The organism is Rahnella victoriana (assembly GCF_004330295.1).
Classification (GTDB): Bacteria; Pseudomonadota; Gammaproteobacteria; order Enterobacterales; family Enterobacteriaceae; genus Rahnella; species Rahnella victoriana.
Genome location: NZ_SJOJ01000018.1, coordinates 34770 through 55523, shown reverse-complemented (window position 1 = coordinate 55523; position 20754 = coordinate 34770). Strand labels below are relative to the sequence as shown.

20 protein-coding genes and 1 tRNA gene are annotated in these 20754 nt (G+C 53.4%); 11 read left to right on the top strand and 10 right to left on the bottom strand.

Annotated features, from left to right (window positions below; all coding sequences use genetic code 11):
- The first annotated feature begins 218 nt into the window (after window positions 1–218).
- Window positions 219–1469, top strand: coding sequence for an N-acetylmuramoyl-L-alanine amidase AmiC (amiC, locus tag EYY67_RS15890; RefSeq protein WP_131693857.1), 1251 nt, complete (start codon window positions 219–221; stop codon window positions 1467–1469).
- Window positions 1470–1575: 106 nt separating this feature from the next.
- On the opposite strand, the gene EYY67_RS15885 is transcribed toward amiC, so the two are convergent.
- Window positions 1576–1652, bottom strand: a tRNA-Met gene (locus tag EYY67_RS15885).
- Between the two features lie 220 nt (window positions 1653–1872).
- Between EYY67_RS15885 and mltA the strand changes: the two genes are divergently transcribed.
- Window positions 1873–2985 (top strand): murein transglycosylase A, encoded by a 1113-nt coding sequence (mltA, locus tag EYY67_RS15880; RefSeq protein ID WP_013574173.1) that lies wholly within the window; start codon window positions 1873–1875, stop codon window positions 2983–2985.
- Window positions 2986–3018: 33 nt separating this feature from the next.
- On the top strand, window positions 3019–3834 hold the full coding sequence (tcdA, locus tag EYY67_RS15875) for a tRNA cyclic N6-threonylcarbamoyladenosine(37) synthase TcdA (protein ID WP_119822832.1): 816 nt from the start codon (window positions 3019–3021) through the stop codon (window positions 3832–3834).
- On the opposite strand, the gene csdE is transcribed toward tcdA, so the two are convergent.
- Window positions 3822–4256 carry a cysteine desulfurase sulfur acceptor subunit CsdE gene (gene csdE, locus EYY67_RS15870; protein WP_119822831.1) on the bottom strand — a complete coding sequence of 145 codons (435 nt, stop codon included), beginning with the start codon at window positions 4254–4256 and terminating at the stop codon, window positions 3822–3824. The genes tcdA and csdE overlap by 13 nt on opposite strands.
- A gap of 26 nt (window positions 4257–4282) precedes the next feature.
- On the bottom strand, window positions 4283–5488 hold the full coding sequence (csdA, locus tag EYY67_RS15865; protein ID WP_119822830.1) for a cysteine desulfurase CsdA: 1206 nt from the start codon (window positions 5486–5488) through the stop codon (window positions 4283–4285).
- Between the two features lie 187 nt (window positions 5489–5675).
- Between csdA and EYY67_RS15860 the strand changes: the two genes are divergently transcribed.
- The 4 genes from EYY67_RS15860 to rlmM all read left to right on the top strand — a co-directional run bounded on the left by EYY67_RS15860 (window position 5676) and on the right by rlmM (window position 8889).
- Window positions 5676–5897, top strand: coding sequence for a YgdI/YgdR family lipoprotein (locus EYY67_RS15860; RefSeq protein WP_095923231.1), 222 nt, complete (start codon window positions 5676–5678; stop codon window positions 5895–5897).
- A gap of 483 nt (window positions 5898–6380) precedes the next feature.
- The gene (locus EYY67_RS15855; protein ID WP_095923230.1) at window positions 6381–7301 is read left to right on the top strand and encodes a transcriptional regulator GcvA; all 921 of its coding nucleotides are present in this window, start codon (window positions 6381–6383) and stop codon (window positions 7299–7301) included.
- Between the two features lie 93 nt (window positions 7302–7394).
- The gene (locus EYY67_RS15850) at window positions 7395–7790 is read left to right on the top strand and encodes a DUF423 domain-containing protein (protein ID WP_095923229.1); all 396 of its coding nucleotides are present in this window, start codon (window positions 7395–7397) and stop codon (window positions 7788–7790) included.
- Window positions 7783–8889 carry a 23S rRNA (cytidine(2498)-2'-O)-methyltransferase RlmM gene (gene rlmM / locus EYY67_RS15845; RefSeq protein WP_095923228.1) on the top strand — a complete coding sequence of 369 codons (1107 nt, stop codon included), beginning with the start codon at window positions 7783–7785 and terminating at the stop codon, window positions 8887–8889. The genes EYY67_RS15850 and rlmM overlap by 8 nt, the downstream gene beginning before the upstream one ends.
- A gap of 119 nt (window positions 8890–9008) precedes the next feature.
- Here rlmM and xni read toward each other — a convergent pair whose 3' ends face one another.
- From xni to queF, 3 genes are all read right to left on the bottom strand, one after another.
- Entirely contained in the window at window positions 9009–9761 is a 753-nt protein-coding gene (gene xni, locus EYY67_RS15840) for a flap endonuclease Xni (RefSeq protein ID WP_119822829.1), read from the bottom strand.
- Between the two features lie 78 nt (window positions 9762–9839).
- Window positions 9840–11204 (bottom strand): nucleotide 5'-monophosphate nucleosidase PpnN, encoded by a 1365-nt coding sequence (gene ppnN / locus EYY67_RS15835; RefSeq protein WP_095923226.1) that lies wholly within the window; start codon window positions 11202–11204, stop codon window positions 9840–9842.
- Between the two features lie 169 nt (window positions 11205–11373).
- Window positions 11374–12219, bottom strand: coding sequence for an NADPH-dependent 7-cyano-7-deazaguanine reductase QueF (gene queF, locus EYY67_RS15830; protein WP_119822828.1), 846 nt, complete (start codon window positions 12217–12219; stop codon window positions 11374–11376).
- Between the two features lie 76 nt (window positions 12220–12295).
- Here queF and syd point away from each other — a divergent pair, with 76 nt between their 5' ends.
- On the top strand, window positions 12296–12847 hold the full coding sequence (gene syd, locus EYY67_RS15825) for a SecY-interacting protein (protein ID WP_131693856.1): 552 nt from the start codon (window positions 12296–12298) through the stop codon (window positions 12845–12847).
- Window positions 12848–13483: 636 nt separating this feature from the next.
- On the opposite strand, the gene EYY67_RS15820 is transcribed toward syd, so the two are convergent.
- The gene (locus EYY67_RS15820) at window positions 13484–14722 is read right to left on the bottom strand and encodes an MFS transporter (protein WP_131693855.1); all 1239 of its coding nucleotides are present in this window, start codon (window positions 14720–14722) and stop codon (window positions 13484–13486) included.
- 189 nt (window positions 14723–14911) lie between these two features.
- On the opposite strand from EYY67_RS15820, the gene EYY67_RS15815 reads away from it, so the two are divergent.
- The 3 genes from EYY67_RS15815 to EYY67_RS15805 are packed head-to-tail and all read left to right on the top strand — an operon-like array spanning window position 14912 to window position 16511.
- Window positions 14912–15226, top strand: a complete 315-nt coding sequence (locus tag EYY67_RS15815) for a YqcC family protein (RefSeq protein WP_095923222.1) — start codon at window positions 14912–14914, stop codon at window positions 15224–15226.
- Window position 15227: 1 nt separating this feature from the next.
- The gene (truC, locus tag EYY67_RS15810) at window positions 15228–16007 is read left to right on the top strand and encodes a tRNA pseudouridine(65) synthase TruC (RefSeq protein ID WP_131693854.1); all 780 of its coding nucleotides are present in this window, start codon (window positions 15228–15230) and stop codon (window positions 16005–16007) included.
- Window positions 16008–16061: 54 nt separating this feature from the next.
- Entirely contained in the window at window positions 16062–16511 is a 450-nt protein-coding gene (locus tag EYY67_RS15805) for a flavodoxin (RefSeq protein ID WP_095923220.1), read from the top strand.
- Window positions 16512–16600: 89 nt separating this feature from the next.
- Here the strand turns inward: EYY67_RS15805 and EYY67_RS15800 are convergent, their stop codons facing one another.
- The 3 genes from EYY67_RS15800 to glnD form a co-directional block, all read right to left on the bottom strand.
- On the bottom strand, window positions 16601–16990 hold the full coding sequence (locus EYY67_RS15800; protein ID WP_013574189.1) for a DUF3461 family protein: 390 nt from the start codon (window positions 16988–16990) through the stop codon (window positions 16601–16603).
- A gap of 135 nt (window positions 16991–17125) precedes the next feature.
- On the bottom strand, window positions 17126–17950 hold the full coding sequence (gene dapD, locus EYY67_RS15795; protein WP_119822824.1) for a 2,3,4,5-tetrahydropyridine-2,6-dicarboxylate N-succinyltransferase: 825 nt from the start codon (window positions 17948–17950) through the stop codon (window positions 17126–17128).
- A 46-nt stretch (window positions 17951–17996) separates the two neighbouring features.
- A complete protein-coding gene (gene glnD / locus EYY67_RS15790; RefSeq protein ID WP_131693853.1) occupies window positions 17997–20687 on the bottom strand; it encodes a bifunctional uridylyltransferase/uridylyl-removing protein GlnD in 2691 nt (896 codons plus the stop codon).
- Window positions 20688–20754 lie beyond the last annotated feature (67 nt).

Genomic DNA, 20754 nt, shown 5'->3' with positions numbered 1-20754 from the left:
CGTTTGAATTTTTATTCGTAATTTTTGTATTTTTATTCTTTTGTGGGGCTGTGGCAAGTAGGAAATCTCTGTTTTTGTTTTAACACTTATGACAAACAGTCAACAAACTGATTAATCGGGTAAATGTTTAGGAATGACTTGCAGGATATGATTCGTTAGAATTCGTAATCTGCTTTTTTTATCCTCTGTTTTTACTTTTGAAGACTTTTTGAGACTGCATGACTGACGATACTCACAATCCCGGAAGACGACGCCTCCTGCAAACCGTAGCTGCTTCCTGGATGCTCAGTGTGAGTAAAGTGGGTTTTGCTGCCAGCTCGCAGGTGATCGCCGTGCGTATCTGGCCTTCTTCAACCTATACCCGCATCACCCTCGAATCCAGCACCCCCTTAAAATATAAACAGTTTTTGCTCAGCGATCCGCCGCGCGTGGTCATTGATATCGAAGGCGTTCATCTCAACAGCGTCCTTAAAGGTCTGGGTGAAAAGGTTCAGCAGAGCGATCCTTATATCCGTCAGGCGCGGGTGGGGCAGTTTGATCCCAAAACGGTTCGCATGGTGCTGGAACTCAAACGCGCCATCAACCCGCATGTTTTCACTTTGAAACCGGTCGCGGAGTTTCATAACCGGCTGGTGGTTGATCTGTATCCGCAAGAGGGGGAAGTCACCGCACAAGATGATCCGCTGCTGGCCTTGCTGGAAGATTATAACCGCGGGGATGTGGCGAAAAACCTGCCGCCGGAAACGCCGAAAGACGGACAGGCGGGCAGAAGCCGTCCGCTGGTGATCATGCTCGATCCCGGGCATGGCGGCGAAGATCCGGGGGCTATCGGCAAATATAAAACCCGTGAAAAAGACGTGGTGCTACAGATTGGCCGCAAGTTACAAAAACTGATCGCGCGTGAACCCAACATGAAAGCGCACATGACGCGTAATGAAGACGTGTTTATTCCCCTGAAAGTGCGTGTGGCCAAGGCGCGAAAGCTACGGGCCGATCTTTTTATCTCTATCCATGCGGATGCCTTTACCAGCCGTGCCGCGAAAGGCTCGTCGGTATTTGCCTTGTCGACCAAAGGTGCCACCAGTTCAGCAGCACGTTTTCTCGCACAAACGCAGAATGAATCTGACCTGATAGGCGGCGTCAGTAAAAGCGGCGACCGGTATCTGGATCATACGATGTTTGATCTGGTTCAGACCGCGACCATCAGCGACAGCCTGAAATTTGGCAAAGAAGTGCTGACCCGTATGGGGAAGATTAATCATCTGCACAAAAACAAAGTGGATCAGGCTGGATTCGCCGTGCTGAAAGCGCCGGATATTCCGTCCATTCTGGTCGAAACGGCGTTTATCAGTAACATCAATGAAGAGAAAAAATTGCGAACGTCCCATTTTCAGCAGCAGGTGGCGGAATCCATTCTGGCAGGGATCAAAGCGTACTTCGCGCAAGGTGGGATGTCGGCGAGGGGATGAGTAAGGCAGGGCGGGACGACGACTCCCGTGGTTTGCCGGAATTCAGATACAAAAAAACACCCGTTAAGGTGCTTGTTGTTTTTACTTTACTGCTTGTTTTAGTAGTTGGTTGCGGGGGCCGGATTTGAACCGACGACCTTCGGGTTATGAGCCCGACGAGCTACCAGGCTGCTCCACCCCGCGTCCGATGGAGGCGAACTATACTCCCCATGAGATTTCGTGCAACCCTTTTTTGAATTTATTCAAATAAAGCACTTAGTTGCTGGCTTTTTATCCACAAAATGGCCGTTTGAGGTCCAATTTGGCTCAGTACACTTTTTTCGACTGTGGCAATTCCTTTCTGATAGTCCGTTTGTTATCGTTTCGCCAGTCATTTCCCTGAAAGTAAGAGAGCGCGGCAATAATGAAAGGACGTTGGAGTAAGTATCTGCTGGGTGGTTTGGTGCTGGCGGTGCTGGCGGGTTGTTCTTCGCGACCGACTGACCGGGGTCAGCAATATAAGGATGGCCGTCTGGATAACGCGCTCGAATACGTGAATGAGCCGAACGCCACAGGCAAGCCGGTGAATGCGCTGGATTACTCCAATCAGGTGGCCGCCGTTCAAATCGCCTCTTCTTCTTTATATGGCCGCAATAACACCACCTTTCAGGCCGTCGAGCAGTGGCTGCGCTCCGGCGCGGATACCCGCAATCTGAGCCAGTACGGCATCAGTGCCTATCAGATGGAAGGGGCCGACAATTTTGGTAACGTGCAACTGACCGGCTATTACACGCCGGTGGTGCAGGCACGCTATACCCGTCAGGGCGAATTCCAGTACCCGCTTTACCGGATGCCACCTAAACGTGGACGTCTGCCGGATCGCGCCTCTATTTACTCCGGTGCGCTGAGCGATAACTACGTCGTGGCCTGGACCAACTCCCTGATGGATAACTTCATGATGGAAGTGCAGGGCAGCGGCTATGTCGATTACGGCGACGGTCGTCCGTTTATGTTCTTCGGTTATGCCGGTAAAAACGGCCATGCTTACCGCAGTATCGGCAAAGTGCTGATTGACCGTGGCGAAGTGGCGCGCGAGAACATGTCGATGCAGGCGATCCGCCAGTGGGCAGATACCCACAGCCCGGCAGAGGTGCGCGAGCTGCTGGAGCAAAACCCGTCTTTCGTGTTCTTCAAACCTGAGCCTTTCGCCCCGGTGCGCGGTGCCAGCGGTGTGCCGCTGATTGCCAAAGCCTCCGTGGCGTCTGACCGTTCGCTGATCCCGGCGGGCACCACGTTGCTGGCAGAAGTGCCGGAGCTTAACGATAAAGGCAAGTTCACCGGTAAATATCATATGCGCCTGATGGTCGCGCTGGATGTTGGCGGGGCGATTAAAGGACAACATTTCGATATGTATCAGGGGATTGGCCCTGACGCCGGACATTCCGCAGGATTTTATAATCACTACGGGCGCGTCTGGGTGTTAAAATCAGCGCAGAACGGCAAACCGCTGTTCACGGCTTACGCACCATCAAACTAGATTTCGACATAACGTACTGAGGTTTATTTTTTCATGACAGCAACATACTCCGACGCTTATCAGCAACGCTTTGGCGGCACTGCCCGGCTTTATGGCCAGCAATCGCTTGAGCTGTTCTCACAGGCTCACGTCTGTGTGATTGGTATTGGCGGAGTGGGGTCATGGGCGGCGGAAGCGCTGGCCCGTACGGGAATTGGCGCGATCACGCTGATTGATATGGATGATGTCTGCGTGACCAACACCAACCGGCAAATCCACGCGTTACGTGAAAATGTCGGGCAGGCGAAAACGGAAATCATGGCGCAGCGTATTCTGGCGATTAACCCGGAATGCAAGGTGACCTGTATCGACGATTTCATCACGCCGGACAACGTAGAGATGCTCAGTCAGGGATTTAGCTATGTGATTGATGCCATCGACAGTGTGCGGCCAAAAGCGGCGCTGCTGGCCTATTGCCGCCGTTTTAAAATCCCGGTGGTGACTACCGGCGGCGCGGGCGGACAGATTGACCCGACACAAATTTCCGTCGTGGATCTGGCGAAAACCATTCAGGATCCGCTGGCGGCAAAACTGCGCGAACGGCTGAAAAATGATTTCAACGTGGTGAAAAACAGTAAAGGGAAGCTGGGGATTGATTGTGTCTTTTCCAGTGAACCGCTGATGTACCCGCAGGCGGATGGCTCAGTATGCGCTTCACGGGCAACGGCAGAAGGCCCGAAACGAATGGATTGCGCGTCCGGGTTCGGCGCGGCGACGATGGTCACCGCCACCTTTGGTTTTGTCGCCGTGTCTCACGTTCTGAAAAAAATGATGGCGAAAGCGCAGCGTCAGGCGGCTCAGGCAGCCTGACGGGCAAGGGCGATCACGCCTTCTGCCAGCGCGTTCAGTCCGCTGGAACGGCTGGTGCTGAGTTGTTCCCGCAAACCTAGAACATCAAACAACGCCAGCGGATCCCGCTTTAAGATTTCTTGCGGTGTTTTGCCTTCCACGGCGGTCAGCAGAACCGCCAGCAAACCTTTGACGATCCGCCCTTCACTGTCGCCATAGAAGTGCATCGTCCCGTTCTCCGTTTTTTCCGCACCGAGCCAGACGCGATTTTCACAGCCAGACAGTTCGTGGTCGGGTGTTTTCAGTGACGGATCCAGCGGTGGCAACGATTTCGCCAGCAGGATTAACTGACGATAACGATCTTCCCACTGACTGAATGACGCGAATTTCTCCGTCAGTGAGGATTCAGTGATCTCATGGCCGAAAGGATGTGGCGCTGACATGGTGTTCCTCGAAGTCTTCAATGATGTTAATCCGCCAGCAGGTCGAGCGCATAGTGAACTGCCGTGACCAGCCGGGTGACGTCCTGCTCATTATTATAAGGCGCGAACGAGGCACGCAATGTTCCGCTGATGCCCAGCGCCTCCATCAGGGGCTGGGCGCAATGTTGCCCGGCACGTAGTGCAATCCCCTGTTCTGCCAGTAACGCCACCAGATCACTGTGATGCACACCGGCAATATCAAATGCCAGCAGCGATGAATTCTGACAGCGGAAACTGCGGAAACCTTCAAGTGCAGAAAGCTGCTGTTCAGCCAGCGTCGCAAGACGTTGTGCATGCGCTTCGGCAGCGGGCATATCGACCTCTTTCAGCCAGGTCAGCGCGGCCGCCATTCCTATTACTCCGGCAATATTTGGCGTACCGGCTTCGAAACGATGCGGCACCGCCTGAGGGATAAATCCCGTCATGGATGCCCGGGTCAGCATTTTGCCCCCGCCTTGCCACGGTGCCATGCTTTCCAGTAATGCCGTTTTGCCGTACAGCACGCCGATACCGGTCGGCCCGTAAAGCTTATGACCGGAAAAGGCGTAAAAGTCGATATCCAGCTGCTGAACGTCCGGCGGACAATGCACCACACCTTGTGCGCCATCGATCATCACCGGCGTACCGTTAGCGTGTGCCAGCTCGATGGCGCGGGCAATATCGGGCATGCCGCCGGTGACATTCGACATTTGCGTCAGCGCCAGCAGGCGGGTTTTGCTGTTCAGCAGGGCAGGGAGCGCCTGAACATCCGGTACGCCGTCAGTATCCAGCGGCAGCGTGATGACCTGCGCCTGACACTGTTCAGCCACGATAAGCCACGGGATCAGGTTCGCGTGATGTTCCGCCTGACTGACAATGATTTCATCGCCGGGCTGTAAACGCGGGCGTAGCCAGCCTTGTGCCACCATATTGACGGATTCTGTGGTCCCCCGTGTCCAGACGATATCCTCAGAACGCGGCGCGTTAATCCATTGTGCGGTCAGCGTTCTGGCCTGTTCATAGGTTTCAGTCAGGTTTTGCGCGGCACGATGCTGGCTGCGGTGAACGGTGGCCCCTTCCTGAGAATAGAAATTCAGGGTGGCGTCGATCACGGCCTGCGGTTTCAGTGCTGTGGCGGCGCTGTCGAGATAACACTGCCCCTGAGACAGCGCGGGAAACTGTTGACGGAAATCAGCAGGATTAAAATCAGTCATACGAAATCGGATCCTTCGGCCTGAGTGAGAAATACAGGTGTATCTGTAACACAAGCCACTTATTCATTTTAGGAATGGTTACCTGGAAATTTATCAGAGGTTTGTTATGCTGAATTACGATGACTAGAAGCATTAGCCTGGAGTCTTACCAGGAATTTAAAGCATTTTAATCTGCAAGGAGTCTATGATGAAGAAGATCGCCGCCGTAATTTCTGCTGCACTGCTGACGACAACACTTGCCGCCTGTTCGAGCAACTACGTGATGCATACCAACGATGGCCGTACCATTGTTGCGGATGGCAAACCGAGCACCGACAGTGATACCGGTATGATCAGTTATACCGATGCGTATGGCAACAAGCAGCAGATCAATAAATCTGAAATCAAAGAAATGGCAGAAGGGAATTGATCCCCGATGTGAACACCTTGAGTCTGATGCTCAGGTAACCTCACACTGTGCTTTATGACAAAACCGGCCCCTCTTGCGATGTGGCCGGTTTTGTCACATTATGCGCTCGCCTGACGACCCTTTTGCCCGCATCGCACAGCATGAACGGCAAAAAAAGGGTAAAAAAAAGCACCGCAAATTGCGGTGCTAAAAAATCACTTTGGACAGACAGGGTAATGTACAGGAAGTGAAAAGTTTGTAGCATTCAAGCTACGTGTCCGGATTGCCAGACAATTGCAAACACAACATCACAACCACAAGCCAAAAGTATTTCAGCATCCTCATACCAATCTACTTTTCGTTCCGGCTCAGGAAGTGGCGCCACTATAGGTTTTTGCCTGTACATCCTCAACGGACAAATTATAATGTCTCGGATTAAAAAAACTAATATCTAAACCCACGGACAGGCGTTCCGCTTACCGGCGAATAAGAAGTATCCATTCTATGTCAAAACGTTTACCGCCTTTGAATTCACTGCGGGTGTTTGATGCCGCAGCGCGCCACCTTAGTTTTACTAAGGCTGCCGAGGAATTGTTCGTCACGCAGGCCGCTGTTAGCCACCAGATTAAGTCACTTGAGGACTTTTTAGGGCTAAAACTGTTTCGGCGGCGAAACCGGTCTTTGTTACTGACCGAAGAAGGGCAGAGCTATTATCTGGATATTAAAGAGATATTCTCATCCCTGAATGAAGCCACGCGCAAACTGCAGGCGCGCAGTGCAAAAGGGGCGCTGACCGTCAGTTTGCCGCCAAGCTTTGCGATTCAATGGCTGGTGCCAAGATTGTCTGGCTTTAACTCAGCTTATCCGGGCATCGATGTGCGCATTCAGGCTGTCGACCGTGAAGAGGACAAATTGTCCGACGATGTTGACGTCGCTATTTTCCATGGACGGGGCAACTGGCCGGGGTTACGGGCAGAGCGTTTATATGCGGAATATTTACTGCCCGTTTGTTCTCCCTCTTTGCTGATGGGCGATAATCCGCTGAAGGAACCGGCCGATTTAAGCCATCACACGTTACTGCATGACGCTTCCCGCCGCGACTGGCTGGCTTACACCAAGCAACTGGGTTTGCAGCAGGTGAATGTGCAGCAGGGGCCGATTTTCAGCCACAGTGCGATGGTGGTGCAGGCGGCGGTTCACGGGCAGGGCATCGCGCTGGTGAATAATGTTATGGCGCAGACTGAAATTGAGGCCGGGCGTCTGGTGTGTCCGTTCAGTGAAGTGTTGATCAGCAAAAATGCTTTTTATCTGGTTTGTCATGACAGTCAGGCAGAACTGGGTAAAATAGCCGCCTTTCGTCAGTGGATCCTCGCCCGCGCAGCCAGCGAGCAGGAAAAACTGCGTTTTCGTTTCGATCAGGCATAAGGCCAGATCGCCGGGGATAGAAAGTTGTAAGTCTGTCGATATGACTGTTTTGTCAGGGTTTTATCGGCACATAATGATAACAGGTAACGCATAATGACCAGTCGTTCAATGTTGATCTTTGCCGCCATCAGCGGCTTTATTTATGTCGCTTTCGGAGCCTTTGGCGCACACGTGTTGAGCCAGTCGCTCGGCGAAGCGGAAATGGCATGGATCCATACCGGGTTAACTTATCAAAGTATTCATACGCTGGCGGTGATGATTCTGGGTGTTGCGATGCAGCGCCAGCGCAATGTGTGGTTCTACTGGAGCAGCGCCTTTTTAGCGCTGGGAACCGTTTTATTCAGCGGCAGCCTCTATTGTCTGGCGCTGTCACATCTCCGTTTATTCGTTTTTGTCACTCCGATTGGCGGTACCTTGTTCCTGGTCGGTTGGATTTTGTTGTTGATCGGCGCATTGCGCCTGAAGAAAAAGGCCGAACGCCATGAATAAAGTTGCTCTCTACTGCCGTCAGGGTTTTGAAAAAGAATGCGCAGCAGAAATTACCGACAAAGCCGCGAAGATGGAAATCTTCGGGTTTGCCCGCGTAAAAGAAAACAGCGGATATGTGCTGTTTGAATGTTATCAGCCGGATGATGCTGACAAGATTGCGAAGAATTTGCCGTTCCGCGAACTGATTTTTGCCCGTCAGTTAATTGTGGTCGGTGAATTGCTGAAAGATTTACCGCCGGAAGATCGCGTTTCTCCGATCGTCGGCATGGTCCAGAACGTGATCACCAACGGTGGCGAGTTGCGCGTGGAAGTGCCGGACACCAATGAAAGTAAAGAACTGACCAAGTTCTGTCGCAAACTGACGGTGCCGCTGCGTGCTGCGATGCGTGAACGTAAGGTTCTGGGCAAGAAAGAGAATGCGTTGCGCCCTGTCGTCCATGTGTTCTTCATTGCGCCGGGTTGCTGTTATGTCGGGTATTCCTACAGTAATAACAATTCACCGTTCTATATGGGGATCCCGCGCCTGAAATTCCCTTCCGAAGCGCCAAGCCGTTCAACGCTGAAACTGGAAGAAGCTTTCCACGTCTTTATTCCTGCCGATGAGTGGGATGAGCGTCTGGCAAGCGGCATGTACGCCGTCGATTTGGGCGCGTGTCCGGGCGGCTGGACCTATCAGCTGACACAACGCAGCATGATGGTAACGGCCATCGATAACGGCCCGATGGCACCAAGCCTGATGGAAACCGGTCAGGTGATCCATCTGCGTGAAGATGGCTTCCGCTATAAATCCACCAGTACCAAGAACTACTGGCTGGTGTGTGACATGGTAGAAAAACCGGCGAAAGTGGCGGCACTGATGTGTGACTGGCTGGTCAACGGCTGGTGCCGTGAGGCGATTTTCAACCTGAAGCTGCCAATGAAAAAGCGTTACGAAGAAGTGTCGAACATTCTTGAGCGCATCGACGAACGTCTTAAAGAAAATGGCGTGAATGCCGAGATCTTCGCCAAGCAGCTGTATCACGATCGCGAAGAAGTCACTGTGCACATTCGCCGTTTCTGGTCGGCAATTGGCGGACGTCGCGATGAGCGCGATCGCTGATACTGGTCATACTTCGGGTTGCTGATGCGTTGGCTGCGTGTGTTCACCCTGCCGCCTTCCTGCCACTCGGATTATTCAGAGTATCTTTCCTGAGCGCTTCCTTTTGAGAAGCGCTTTTTTTATGGCAGGCGCAGTTGCTGTAAGTTGCCGTCCAGCGCGACGTCGGTTTGCAGCGTCGACACCCGTTTGCAGGCATAGGCCAGTTCCCGGTGCTCCTCCAGCTTATGACGCCATTTTTCCGGCACGCCTTCCAGATTGTCGTAAAGTGCATCCAGCGAGCCAGTTTGCGTCAGCAAGGTGACCGCTGTTTTCGGGCCAATGCCCGGCACGCCCGGAATTTTGCTGCTGCTGATCCCCGCCAGTCCCCAGTAGTCGGTCAGCTGGTGCGGCAATACACCAAAGGTTTCCTGCACAAAAGGCATATCCAGCCAGCGTTTCTGAAAATAATCGCGGATCTGGATATTCGGTGCCAGTAACTGACAGTAACCTTTGTCCGTTGAAACGATAGTGACCTGATGACCGCCCGCCGACACTTTTGCTGCCAGCGTCGCCGCCAGATCATCGGCTTCATTCCCCGCCGAGTGCCAGCAGGCGATGCCCTGCGCTTCGAAACCGGCTTTCAGGCTGGGCATTTCCGCGAACAGGTTGTCCGGCATCGGTGAACGTCCGGCTTTGTAGTCCGGCAGGCACTGATGCCGCCAGCTGTCGGCCCGGTCGTCTTCATCGAACACGGCGACGGCATGAGTGGGTTGTGTATGTTGGATCAGTTGCCCGATAGCATTCTGGCAGGTCACCAGACAAGGCGAGCCCTGCACCGCATGGATCCGGCGGATCAGGTTCAGGGCATCGATAATCAGCAGATGTATAGCCATGATAATCTCCATAATAAAGGCGACTCGCGTCGCCCTTAGATCTGCTTCAGAAGTGTGACTGGTCGTATATTCAGCCGGTCAGGCACAAATCTCATAACAAGGGATGTACGCGCTGCCCGGCAATTTCATGCGGTGCTGTGCGACAAAACCTTGCAGCAGGCTGTCCATTTTTTTCATTAAGGCCGGGTCACCGTGCAATTTGAAGCGCCCGTGTTTTTCGATGGCGTGGATCCCAAATTCTTTGACGTTACCGGCCACAATCCCGGAGAAGGCGCGGCGCAGGGCAGCGGCCAGTTCCTGTGGTGGCTGGTTTGGATAAAGATTCAGGTTCGCCATGTTTTCATGATTTGGCTCGAACGGATGCTGTAAATCAGGCGCAATACGAATCGACCAGTTGAAGCTGTAGGCATCACCGCTGTTACGGCGGTTCTCTTTCACCAGCGGCATAGCGTGTTTCATCTGACGGGCGACTTCGGTCGGATCGTCGATAATGATGGTGTAGAACTTACAGGCTTCCTCACCCAGCGTCTCTTTAATGAAGGCATCGAGAACGTGGAAATAGTCGGCGCTTTCTTTCGGGCCGGTGAGGATCAGCGGTAAAACCTGATCGCTGTTTTCCGGATCCATCAGAATGCCCAGCAGATACAGCAATTCTTCTGCCGTGCCCACGCCGCCCGGGAAAATAATGATCCCGTGGGCAATGCGTACGAACGCCTCAAGCCGTTTTTCGATATCCGGCATGATGATCAGTTCGTTAACCAGCGGATTCGGTGGCTCGGCGGCAATAATCGAAGGCTCGGTCATGCCGATGAAGCGTCCGGCTTTGTAGCGCTGCTGCGCATGCCCCACGGCGGCCCCTTTCATCGGCGCTTCCATCGCACCCGGCCCACAGCCGGTACAAATGTTCAGTTCGCGCAATCCCAGCTGGCTGCCGACGTTACGGGCGTACTGGTATTCGATTTCATTGATGGAATGGCCGCCCCAGCAGACCACCATGTTCGGATCTTCATCCAGATGCAGGGCGCGGGCGTTGCGTAAAATAGAAAACACCAGGTTAGTCAGATGCGCTGAATTTTCGGTATTCAGATTCTGGTAGCGACCGGCGTTGTCGATTTGCCCGCTGACGAAGAGGATATCGCGCAGGACGGCAAACAGGTTGGCCTGCAACGAGCGGATAATCCGGCCATCAACAAATGCATCTTCCGGCGGGTTCACCAGTTCAAGTTTCACGCCACGCTCTCTGCGCAGCACATTGATATCAAAGCTTTCGTAACGATCGAGGAGTTCTTTACTGCTGTCAGTCTGGCTGCCGCTGTTAAGCACGGCCAGAGAACAATTCCGGAAAAGTCGGTACAGGTCGCTGCTCGCGGTGCGTTTAAGCATGTCCACTTCCAGCTGCGACAACAAATCCATTGAGCCTAACGGGCTGATATGTGTAATCAAAGTTGCTCCTTGACACCAACGGGTGCAGTGATTAGTTCTGCTACCTGATGACGGCGTATGATTTTTCGGATCATGTTTTTTGCGCCGTCTGTGATTAACAGTAACCGCGTCATCAGGCTTTTACCAATGCTGACAGAGCGTTAGCTCAGATCTTGAGCAACGTCTCGCATTATTGTCTGACAAGTCTCGCTGTTGCAGGTTCAAACGGGAAGTTGGATCGCCATGGGTTGATGTCCAGACCGCCGCGGCGCGTATACCGTGCATAGACGGCAAGCTTTTCCGGCTGGCAGAAGCGCAGAAGATCATTGAAGATGCGTTCGACACATTGTTCGTGGAATTCGTTGTGATGGCGGAACGACACCAGATAGCGCAGCAAAGCTTCGCGGTCGATTTTCGGGCCGCGATACTGGATTTGCACGGAACCCCAGTCAGGCTGATGGGTGATCAGGCAATTGGATTTCAGCAGATGGCTGACCAGTGATTCTTCAACGATATCCTCGCCTTTGGCCGTCGCCAGATAATCCGTGCTGAATTCGTAACTGTCGATTTCAATGTCCTGATCATCGATGCAAACGCCGTCAAAATGCCCGACCGGTGAGCCTTCAATCTCCGACAGGCGGCTGACAGTTACCGTAACATCACCTTGTGCGCAGGCGCTTAAATCGCGGGTTAAGGTTTCCTGCACGGACTGCCAGTCCGGGAATACCGTCTGGTTGAAACTGTTCAGATAGAGCTTGAAGCTTTTGGACTCGATCAGGTTCTGGCTGTTAGCATTCAGACTGATTTCGCCCACGGCAACCTGCGGCAACCCTTTAGCATTGAGCCACGACAGTTCATACAGCGTCCAGATATCTGCGCCATGAAAGGGCAGGTTGTCAGGGTATAAACCCAGGGGTTCGCGGTTCATGCTGCGTGGCACGGCCTGTAATAAAGACGCGTCGTAGTGATCGACATAAGCCGTACTTTTACCCAGCGTCAGTTGCGCCAGGGCGGGGTTATCCTGATATGAGGACATGCTGTCACCTTACGAAATAGGTACAATAAAGAATAATCCCTAGTTTACCCCAGCCTTACCGGAAGATGAGAGAATTATGGAGTCTGAAGTTTCTGTAGCATTGCGTGAATTTACTCAGCGTTATGTCGATCTCTGGCAACAGGAAACCGGCATGCCGCCCGCCAGCGAAGCCCTTTTGGGTATGGCGTCACCTTGTGTGGTGAAAACGGAGGAAGATAAGGTTTACTGGCTGACGCAGACGTTTATCCCTGAAGCAACGCTGCAAAATGTGGAGCGCGCGCTGGAATTACAATTGCGTCCCGAAGCCCATGCGTTTTACACCACGCAATATGCCGGTGACATGACCGCCAGCTGGCAGGGAAATGCGCTGACGTTATTGCAGGTCTGGAGCGAGGATGATTTCACCCGCTTGCAGGAAAATCTGATCGGCCATCTGGTGACGCAAAAGCGGCTGAAACTGACGCCAACAGTCTTTCTGGCGACCACCGATTCTGATCTGGATATGGTCTCGTTATGCAATGTGACCGGCAATGTGCTGCTCGAACAATTCGGCAGTAAAAAACGCACTATACTCTCGCCATCGTTGCCAGAATTTCTTACAATGCTGACCGCTGTTTACCCCGCCTGATTTATATCCGTTGAACACCCCATCCCGCAGAGCACAAATGGCTCACAAGCGTGTGAGAGATCTCTCACAAAGGCTGTAAGAGATCTCGCTAATTTGACTTAATTATCTTCTGCGGTAAATGTGTTAACTATTTAAAAACAACACTTTAGGTTTTAAACGGGGTGTGAGGCGGCTTACGCGCCCTGGATATGGCTTACAGCCTGTCTTGCCCGGAAGGGCGAAATCAACGATTCTAGTCGGGCAGAAAGGAAGCATGAAACAGAACATCAGGATGATGGCTGATTCATCAAGAAGGGGACGACTCAGGAAGAGTCAGGACGGCATCGGATTATGCCAGGATGTTTCAGGACGAAACCAGGGACACCTCCAGGACGGAGAAGAGAGCTCACAAAGGAAGCTGAGCGGGTCACAGATGACCAAGGGATTTCAGTCAGGATGACTTAGGACAGACCGTCAGGATGAAAGTTGGACGATGCGAAGGACAGCCGGTTAGGATAACCGCAGGAAAAGTTTTCAGGGATTGAGCAGGGAGCACTTAGGTAGCTGGATTGCTATAAAACGAACCGGGGGCACTGTGTAAACAGTGCCCCCAACTTTTTGTCTCAATAAAATTTTCCCGCCGGACACTCCCGCCTGTCAGCCGATTGCCCCTAATACATCATCCTGTCCCTGCTTTTTCGGTAACAGGAATAACGTGGCGAAAATATCCAGCAGATAAATTGCCGCCAGCAAAGTAATGGCCGCGGTAAATGACACCTGCGCCACCAGCATGCCGATCACCAGCGGACCAAAACCGCCGACACCGCGTCCAAGGTTAAATAACAGATTTTGCGCCGTCGCCCGGACACGCACCGGATAGAGATCGGAAATCAGCCCGCCGTAACCGCCAATCATGCCATTCACAAACATGCCCATCAGCGCGCCCGCGAATAACATCAGCGTCGGGTCAGTCAGTTGTGCGTAACACACCACCATCACGACCGCACCAATCTGATAAATCAGGAAGATTTTCCAGCGCGGGAAACGATCCGACAACATGCCGAACAGCCAGATGCCAAAGGTCATGCCGATCACGGTTACGGCGGTCCACAGGCCGGATTTGGTCAGCGAAAAACCAAAGTTTTTCGACAGGTAACTTGGCATCCAGATCATCAGTCCGTAATAGCCAAAGTTCTGCACGGAACAGAGGATCAGAATGCCGAGGCTGGCTTTGGTGGTGGCTTTATCGCGGAACAGTAATTTAATGCGGCTGAACAGAGAGCCGTCATTGCTGGCGGTGGCGCTTTTTACGAAGGCTTCCGGTTCGCCCATCGTCCGGCGGATCAGGAAAGACGCCAGCGCGGGCAGCAGACCGACCAGGAACATGCCGCGCCAGCCGATAATACCGAGCAGAAGTGGCGTCAGGAAGGCCGCCATTAACACGCCGAGCTGCCAGCCCATGCCGACGTACGCCGAGGCACGGTTGCGTTTTTCGGCAGGCCAGGCTTCTGCTATCAGCGCCATGCCGATCCCAAATTCACCGCCCAGTCCGACACCGGCCAGCGTGCGGTAAATCAGTAAATCCCAGTAACCTTGTGCAAAGGCACACAAACCGGTGAACAGGGAGAACATCAGGATAGTGAAAGTCAGGACGCGGATACGGCCGAAACGGTCGCTGATCGGACCAAAAATCACGCCGCCCAGCACCGCGCCAATCAGCGTCCAGGTCACCAGTGAACCGCTTTGTGAGGATGACAGGCCAAATTCGCTGGTGATGGCCGGGAGCATGAAACCGAGGATCAGTAAATCGAAACCGTCCATGGCGTAGCCGGTGACGGACGCCAGCATGGCTTTTGCGGGGGTTGCATGGGCTTTTTGAGTGTGTTTTGCGGACATGAGGACACATCTGTAAAGAAAAAAGTGGCGGTAGTTTGCCCGTATCGGGCGTTTATCGCCACCATGAAAATCTTATGGTTGAATAGATAAAATGGATACGATGCAGAAAGTTGGGGCATCAGTCCTTCAATGTTATGCTTTGCGCCCCCGGCGGAGGCTGCCCGGGGCCATGAACGAAGAGAGTCATTGATGAATACAGAAAACCAGGTTCGCCAGATTTTAGAAGACATCGAGCAGGCTATGCGCGATGACAAATTGTGGCATGCCACGCCGCCGGAACCGGAAGCCTTTGAAAGCAAAGAGCCGTTCTCCGTGGATACCCTGTCGGCTGAGCAATGGTTGCAGTGGGTGCTGATCCCGCGCATGTACGCCTTGCTGGAAGCCGATGCGGCACTGCCCACCCGTTTTGCTATCACCCCCTATTTTGAAGTCGCGATGCCGGAAGCAATCCGTTTGCTGACCCAGCTGCAACGCCTCGACGATTTGCTGAATATAGAAGACTGACATGCTGGAAATTTTGTATCAGGACGAACATCTGGTCGCAGTGAATAAACCTGCGGGCATGCTGGTTCATCGCAGCTGGCTCGACCGGCATGAAACGGTGTTTGTGATGCAGACATTGCGTGACCAGATTGGTCAGCATGTGTTTACGGTTCACCGGCTGGATAAGCCGACATCCGGCGTTTTACTGCTGGCGCTGTCCAGCGACGTGGCGCGTTTGCTGTCGCAGCAGTTTGAAAATAACCAGATGAGCAAGACGTATCACGCCGTGGTGCGCGGATATGTGCCGCAGGACGGCACCCTTGATTACGCGCTGACCGAAGAGCTGGATAAAATCGCGGATAAGTTTGCTAACCCGGATAAAGCGCCACAGCCCGCCGTCACGCATTATCGCGTGGTGGCGCAGGTGGAAATGCCGGTGGCGGTCGGGCGTTATGACACGGCCCGCTACAGCCTGATGGAACTGAAACCGGACACCGGCCGTAAACACCAACTGCGCCGGCATATGTCGCATTTGCGCCATCCGATTATCGGTGACAGCGCCCATGGTGATTTAAAGCAAAACCGCGGCATGACGCAGCATTTCGGCTGTTCAGGATTGATGCTTCACGCCAGCCATATGCAACTGCCGCATCCGGTGACCGGCGAATTATTATCGCTGCACGCCCGCTGGGATCACCGCTGGCAAAACGTGGTGACGCAGTTTGGCTGGCAGGGGAAAATCCCTGGGCTTGAAAGGGTTGAGTTTGCTGAAACTTGCCGTCAGGATAATGAACAAATTTAAGATCTCCGCACGATATTTTGGCGGGGGAGCGACCATCACACAGGAGTGAAGCTCATGGCAGAAGTCGGAATTTTTGTCGGTACGGTATACGGCAATGCGTTACTCGTCGCAGAAGAAGCGGAAACCGTGCTGAAAGGCCAGGGCCATGACGTGAAACTGTTTGAAGAAGGCACGCTGGAAGCCTGGCAGTATTACCGTCATCACTTTGTGCTGATCGTGACATCCACCACCGGTCAGGGCGATTTGCCGGACAGCATCGCGCCGCTGTATGTGGCGATCCGCGACACCGTGGGTTATCAGCCGGAACTGCGTTACGGCATGATTGCGCTGGGCGACATCAGTTACGATCATTTCTGCGGCGGTGGTCATAAGCTGGATGATTTATTGCAGGAGCAGGGCGCATCACGCGTGGGCGAAATGCTGGAAATCGATGCCATGGAAACCGCCGAGCCGGAAACTGTTGCTATCCCGTGGGTAGAAAAATGGGGCCAGTTGCTGAAATAAAAAGCCGCTGTTCTCCGGTTTCGCGCAATTAAAAAGGTCAGGCAAATGCCTGACCTTTTTTGTATTCAACGTATTCCCTGCGGAATTTATCAGCGACCGTTGGTGAGTTTTTCCAGATCAGATTCAATCTCAGAAATTTTATTCGCCACCACGGATTCGAGATGACGCAGGTCATCAAGAATTTTACGTTTCAGATCCACTTCCACCTGATCGCGCTGACAAATCTGATCCAGCTCATCAATGACATAACGCAGGTTCGGGCTGATTTCATGGATTTCTTTGTAGCCTTGCCCTGCGTTGTCGGCAACGATGGTTTTGCGCTGGCGCGGGTATTTAAACTTCACGCTTTTTGCAAAAAACTCGCCTTTATCTCTGCGGAAATAGATCTTCAGAATGTCGTTATTGGCCTCCTGACGCAGGCTGTAACGATCAATATCGTCGGGATTATTAATGCCCAGGCTTTTCAGATTGTCATACATAGCGCTACCTTCGTTTAGGAGAATATTTAACGGTCATGATGAACCGAAGAAGAATTCGAATCGTTGATTAATGACACAATTTGCCATCAGCAAGATAAAAAAATAGCGGGTAACTGATACCCGCTATTTTTAATCTTAGTCGATGGTACGCAATAACTCATTCAGGCCGGTTTTGCCCAGGGTTTTTGCATCCACTTTCTTGACGATAACCGCGCAGTACAGGCTGTATTTACCGTCTTTGGACGGCAGGTTACCGGAAACCACTACCGAGCCAGCCGGCACGCGACCGTAATGCACTTCGCCGGTTTCGCGGTCATAAATTTTGGTGCTCTGACCGATGTAAACGCCCATGGAAATCACAGAGCCTTCTTCAACGATCACGCCTTCAACGATTTCTGAACGTGCGCCGATGAAGCAGTTGTCTTCGATGATGGTCGGGTTAGCCTGCAACGGCTCCAGCACGCCGCCGATGCCCACGCCGCCGGACAGGTGTACGTTTTTACCGATCTGCGCGCAAGAGCCGACAGTCGCCCAGGTGTCTACCATGGTGCCTTCATCAACGTAAGCGCCGATGTTGACGTAGGAAGGCATGAGCACGGTGTTGCGGGCAATGAATGCGCCTTTACGCACGGCAGCCGGTGGCACCACGCGGAAACCTTCACGCTGGAAACGCGCTTCGTCGTAGTCAGCGAATTTCATTGGCACTTTATCGAAGTAACGGCTTTCACCGCCTTCCATTACCTGGTTGTCATTGATTCTGAACGAGAGCAGTACCGCTTTCTTCAGCCACTGATGCGTCACCCATTCGCCATCAATCTTCTCAGCCACGCGCAATTCGCCGCTGTCGATTTTGCTGATAACCTGAGTGATGGCGTCGCGCGTTACGCTGTCAACGTTAGCCGGGGTGATGTCCGCACGGCGCTCGAAGGCTTGTTCAATAACGGTTTGTAGTTGCTGCATCCTGTTCTCTTTCCTGAATTGGTTTTAAAAGATAGTGGTACTTGTATCACATTTTATCGCCAGGGTTGAGTGCCTCAGTTAATCGGCGTGTGATTTCCTGGCGGGTTTGCTTATCCAGCGCGCGACGCTCGCCATTTGCCAGAATAAATAAGTCCTCAACGCGTTCGCCGATGGTGGAGATTCGCGCACCGTGCAGCGAAAGCCCGAGATCAGAGAACACTTCCCCGACGCGGGCCAGCAGGCCGGGCTGATCGAGCGCCACCAGTTCCATATACGTCCGGCGATCCGTATGCGTTGGCAGGAAACTCACTTCCGTCTGTACGCTGAAATGCCGCAGTTTCGGCGAAGGACGTCGGGCACGCGGCGGCTGATAAGCCTGCGTCATCGACTGTTCCAGCGCATAACGGATCGCTTCATGGCGATCCTGTGCCAGCGGGCTGCCGTCCGGCTCGAGCACGATAAAGGTGTCCATCGCCATGCCGTCGCGGTTGGTGAAAATTTGCGCGTCATGAATGCTCAGATTGCGCCTGTCGAGCTCACCGGCAACGGTGGCAAACAGATACGGGCGGTCGGGGCTCCAGATAAAGATCTCCGTCCCTCCGCGTGTTGCCTGACGGCTGACCAGCACCAGCGGTTTGGTGGAGTCATGTTCCAGCAGATGTCTTGCGTGCCACGCCAGCTGATTCGGCGAGTGACGCAGGAAATAATCCGCCCGGCAACGGCTCCAGATCCGGTGCAGCGCTTCTTCATCAATGTTATCCATGCGCAGCAATGCCAGTGCCTGCAAACGGTGATGACGCACACGTTCGCGCAGATCCGGCGTGTTTTGCATACCGCGGCGCAGCTGTTTTTCAGTGGCAAAATACAGTTCGCGTATCAGGCTCTGTTTCCAGCTGTTCCATAAGGTTTCGTTGGTGGCGCAGATATCCGCCACGGTCAGACTGACCAGATAACGCAGACGCACTTCGCTTTGCATTTCGGCAGCGAACTGCTGAATTTCGTTAGGATCCTGAATATCGCGCCGCTGTGCCGTGACCGACATCAGCAAATGACAGCGAACCAGCCACGACACCAGCTGGGTTTCGCGGGAGTTCAGCCCGTGCAGCTCAGCAAATTCCAGCACATCCTGCGCGCCGAGAATGGAGTGATCGCCGCCACGGCCTTTGGCGATATCGTGGAACAACGCCGCCATTAACAACAATTCAGGCTGCGGCAGGCGCGGGTACAATTCCACGCACAAAGGATGCTTTGGCCGCGTCTCTTCATGGGCAAAACTTTCCAGTTTTTGCAGCACGCGGATCGTGTGTTCATCCACGGTGTAGGCGTGGAACAGATCAAACTGCATCTGCCCGACGATTTGCCCCCATTGCGGCATATACGCCCACAACACGCTGTGGCGATGCATCGGCACCAGCGCGCGCGAGACGGCACCGGGATGGCGCAGGATAGCCATAAACAGCTCGCGCGCCTGCGGGATCATGCACAGCGGCTCTTTGAGATGGCGGCGTGCATGGCGCAGCAGGCGCACGGTGGTGGAATAGATACCTTTGATTTCACGGTGGCGCACCATCAGATGGAACATGCTGATAATGGTTTCCGGACGGCGCTCAAAGAGCGTGCTGTCGCGCAGATCAATCAGATCACCACGCAACTGGAAATCGTCATCCAGCGGGCGCGGTTTCTCATTCGGGCCGATGGCCAGAATCGCCTCATCGAACAACTGCAATAACATCTGATTCAGCTCGCCGACCCGGCGGGTCATGCGGTAGAAATCCTTCATCATGCGTTCGACAGGCTGGTTGCCTTCGCCCTGATATTGCAGCAGTTGCGCCACGCTTTGCTGACGGTCAAACAGCAGACGGTTGTCGTAGCGGGGCAGCAGCAAATGCAGCGCAAAACGGATGCGCCACAGGAAACTCTGGCATTCGAGCAGTTCGTTGCGCTCGGCTTTGGTCAGAAAACCAAACGCTACCATTTCATCGAGCGAGGTCGCGCCAAAATGACGGCGGGCGACCCACAGAATCGTGTGAATGTCGCGCAGGCCGCCTGGGCTGCTTTTGATGTCCGGCTCAAGGTTATAACTGGTACCGTGATAACGCTGATGACGTTCATTCTGTTCATCAATCTTGGCGCGGAAAAAGTTTGGCGAAGGCCAGAATCCGTCGCTGAAAATGTGCTTCTGCATGCTGAGAAACAGCGCGACATCGCCGCAAATCAGACGGGATTCGATCAGGTTGGTAGCTACCGTTAAATCGGCCAGCCCTTCCAGCAGACACTCTTCCAGCGTACGGACGCTGTGACCGACTTCCAGCTTGAGGTCCCACAGCAAGGTAATCAGTTCGCCAATCCGCAATGCCTGTTCATCGTTAAGGCGTTTCTGACTGAGCACCAGCACGTCGATATCAGATAAAGGATGCAGCTCACCACGTCCGTAACCGCCCACGGCAACCATCGCGGTTTCCGGAATATTGTCGAAGCCGTAGAACGTCCACAGACGTTGCAACAGCTGATCGATGTAATGCGTCCGGGCATCCACCAGCTCTTCCGCCCGTTGCCCCGCATTGAAGGCATCCGCCAGCCACGCCTGAAACTGTTCCATATGCTGTTTCAGGCTCTGACGGTTTAAATCGTCATCCGGATAAACAGAAGGGGACGCGGGCTGTGGCGGAAAAGTGCGGGTGAGATCCTGCGGGGTTTGCAGTTGCAGGTTCTTTTCAGCAGAGAAGTTTTCAATCATGGGTGCGCAGCCCTACACGTGAGAGACCAATAAACGTGAAAGATAAAAAAACCGGCTTTCGCCGGTT

Coding starts and splice junctions, on each gene's coding strand:
- amiC (WP_131693857.1), top strand. CDS start 219: ATGACTGACGATACTCACAATCCCGGAAGACGACGCCTCCTGCAAACC.
- mltA (WP_013574173.1), top strand. CDS start 1,873: ATGAAAGGACGTTGGAGTAAGTATCTGCTGGGTGGTTTGGTGCTGGCG.
- tcdA (WP_119822832.1), top strand. CDS start 3,019: ATGACAGCAACATACTCCGACGCTTATCAGCAACGCTTTGGCGGCACT.
- csdE (WP_119822831.1), bottom strand. CDS start 4,256: ATGTCAGCGCCACATCCTTTCGGCCATGAGATCACTGAATCCTCACTG.
- csdA (WP_119822830.1), bottom strand. CDS start 5,488: ATGACTGATTTTAATCCTGCTGATTTCCGTCAACAGTTTCCCGCGCTG.
- EYY67_RS15860 (WP_095923231.1), top strand. CDS start 5,676: ATGAAGAAGATCGCCGCCGTAATTTCTGCTGCACTGCTGACGACAACA.
- EYY67_RS15855 (WP_095923230.1), top strand. CDS start 6,381: ATGTCAAAACGTTTACCGCCTTTGAATTCACTGCGGGTGTTTGATGCC.
- EYY67_RS15850 (WP_095923229.1), top strand. CDS start 7,395: ATGACCAGTCGTTCAATGTTGATCTTTGCCGCCATCAGCGGCTTTATT.
- rlmM (WP_095923228.1), top strand. CDS start 7,783: ATGAATAAAGTTGCTCTCTACTGCCGTCAGGGTTTTGAAAAAGAATGC.
- xni (WP_119822829.1), bottom strand. CDS start 9,761: ATGGCTATACATCTGCTGATTATCGATGCCCTGAACCTGATCCGCCGG.
- queF (WP_119822828.1), bottom strand. CDS start 12,219: ATGTCCTCATATCAGGATAACCCCGCCCTGGCGCAACTGACGCTGGGT.
- syd (WP_131693856.1), top strand. CDS start 12,296: ATGGAGTCTGAAGTTTCTGTAGCATTGCGTGAATTTACTCAGCGTTAT.
- EYY67_RS15820 (WP_131693855.1), bottom strand. CDS start 14,722: ATGTCCGCAAAACACACTCAAAAAGCCCATGCAACCCCCGCAAAAGCC.
- EYY67_RS15815 (WP_095923222.1), top strand. CDS start 14,912: ATGAATACAGAAAACCAGGTTCGCCAGATTTTAGAAGACATCGAGCAG.
- truC (WP_131693854.1), top strand. CDS start 15,228: ATGCTGGAAATTTTGTATCAGGACGAACATCTGGTCGCAGTGAATAAA.
- EYY67_RS15805 (WP_095923220.1), top strand. CDS start 16,062: ATGGCAGAAGTCGGAATTTTTGTCGGTACGGTATACGGCAATGCGTTA.
- EYY67_RS15800 (WP_013574189.1), bottom strand. CDS start 16,990: ATGTATGACAATCTGAAAAGCCTGGGCATTAATAATCCCGACGATATT.
- dapD (WP_119822824.1), bottom strand. CDS start 17,950: ATGCAGCAACTACAAACCGTTATTGAACAAGCCTTCGAGCGCCGTGCG.
- glnD (WP_131693853.1), bottom strand. CDS start 20,687: ATGATTGAAAACTTCTCTGCTGAAAAGAACCTGCAACTGCAAACCCCG.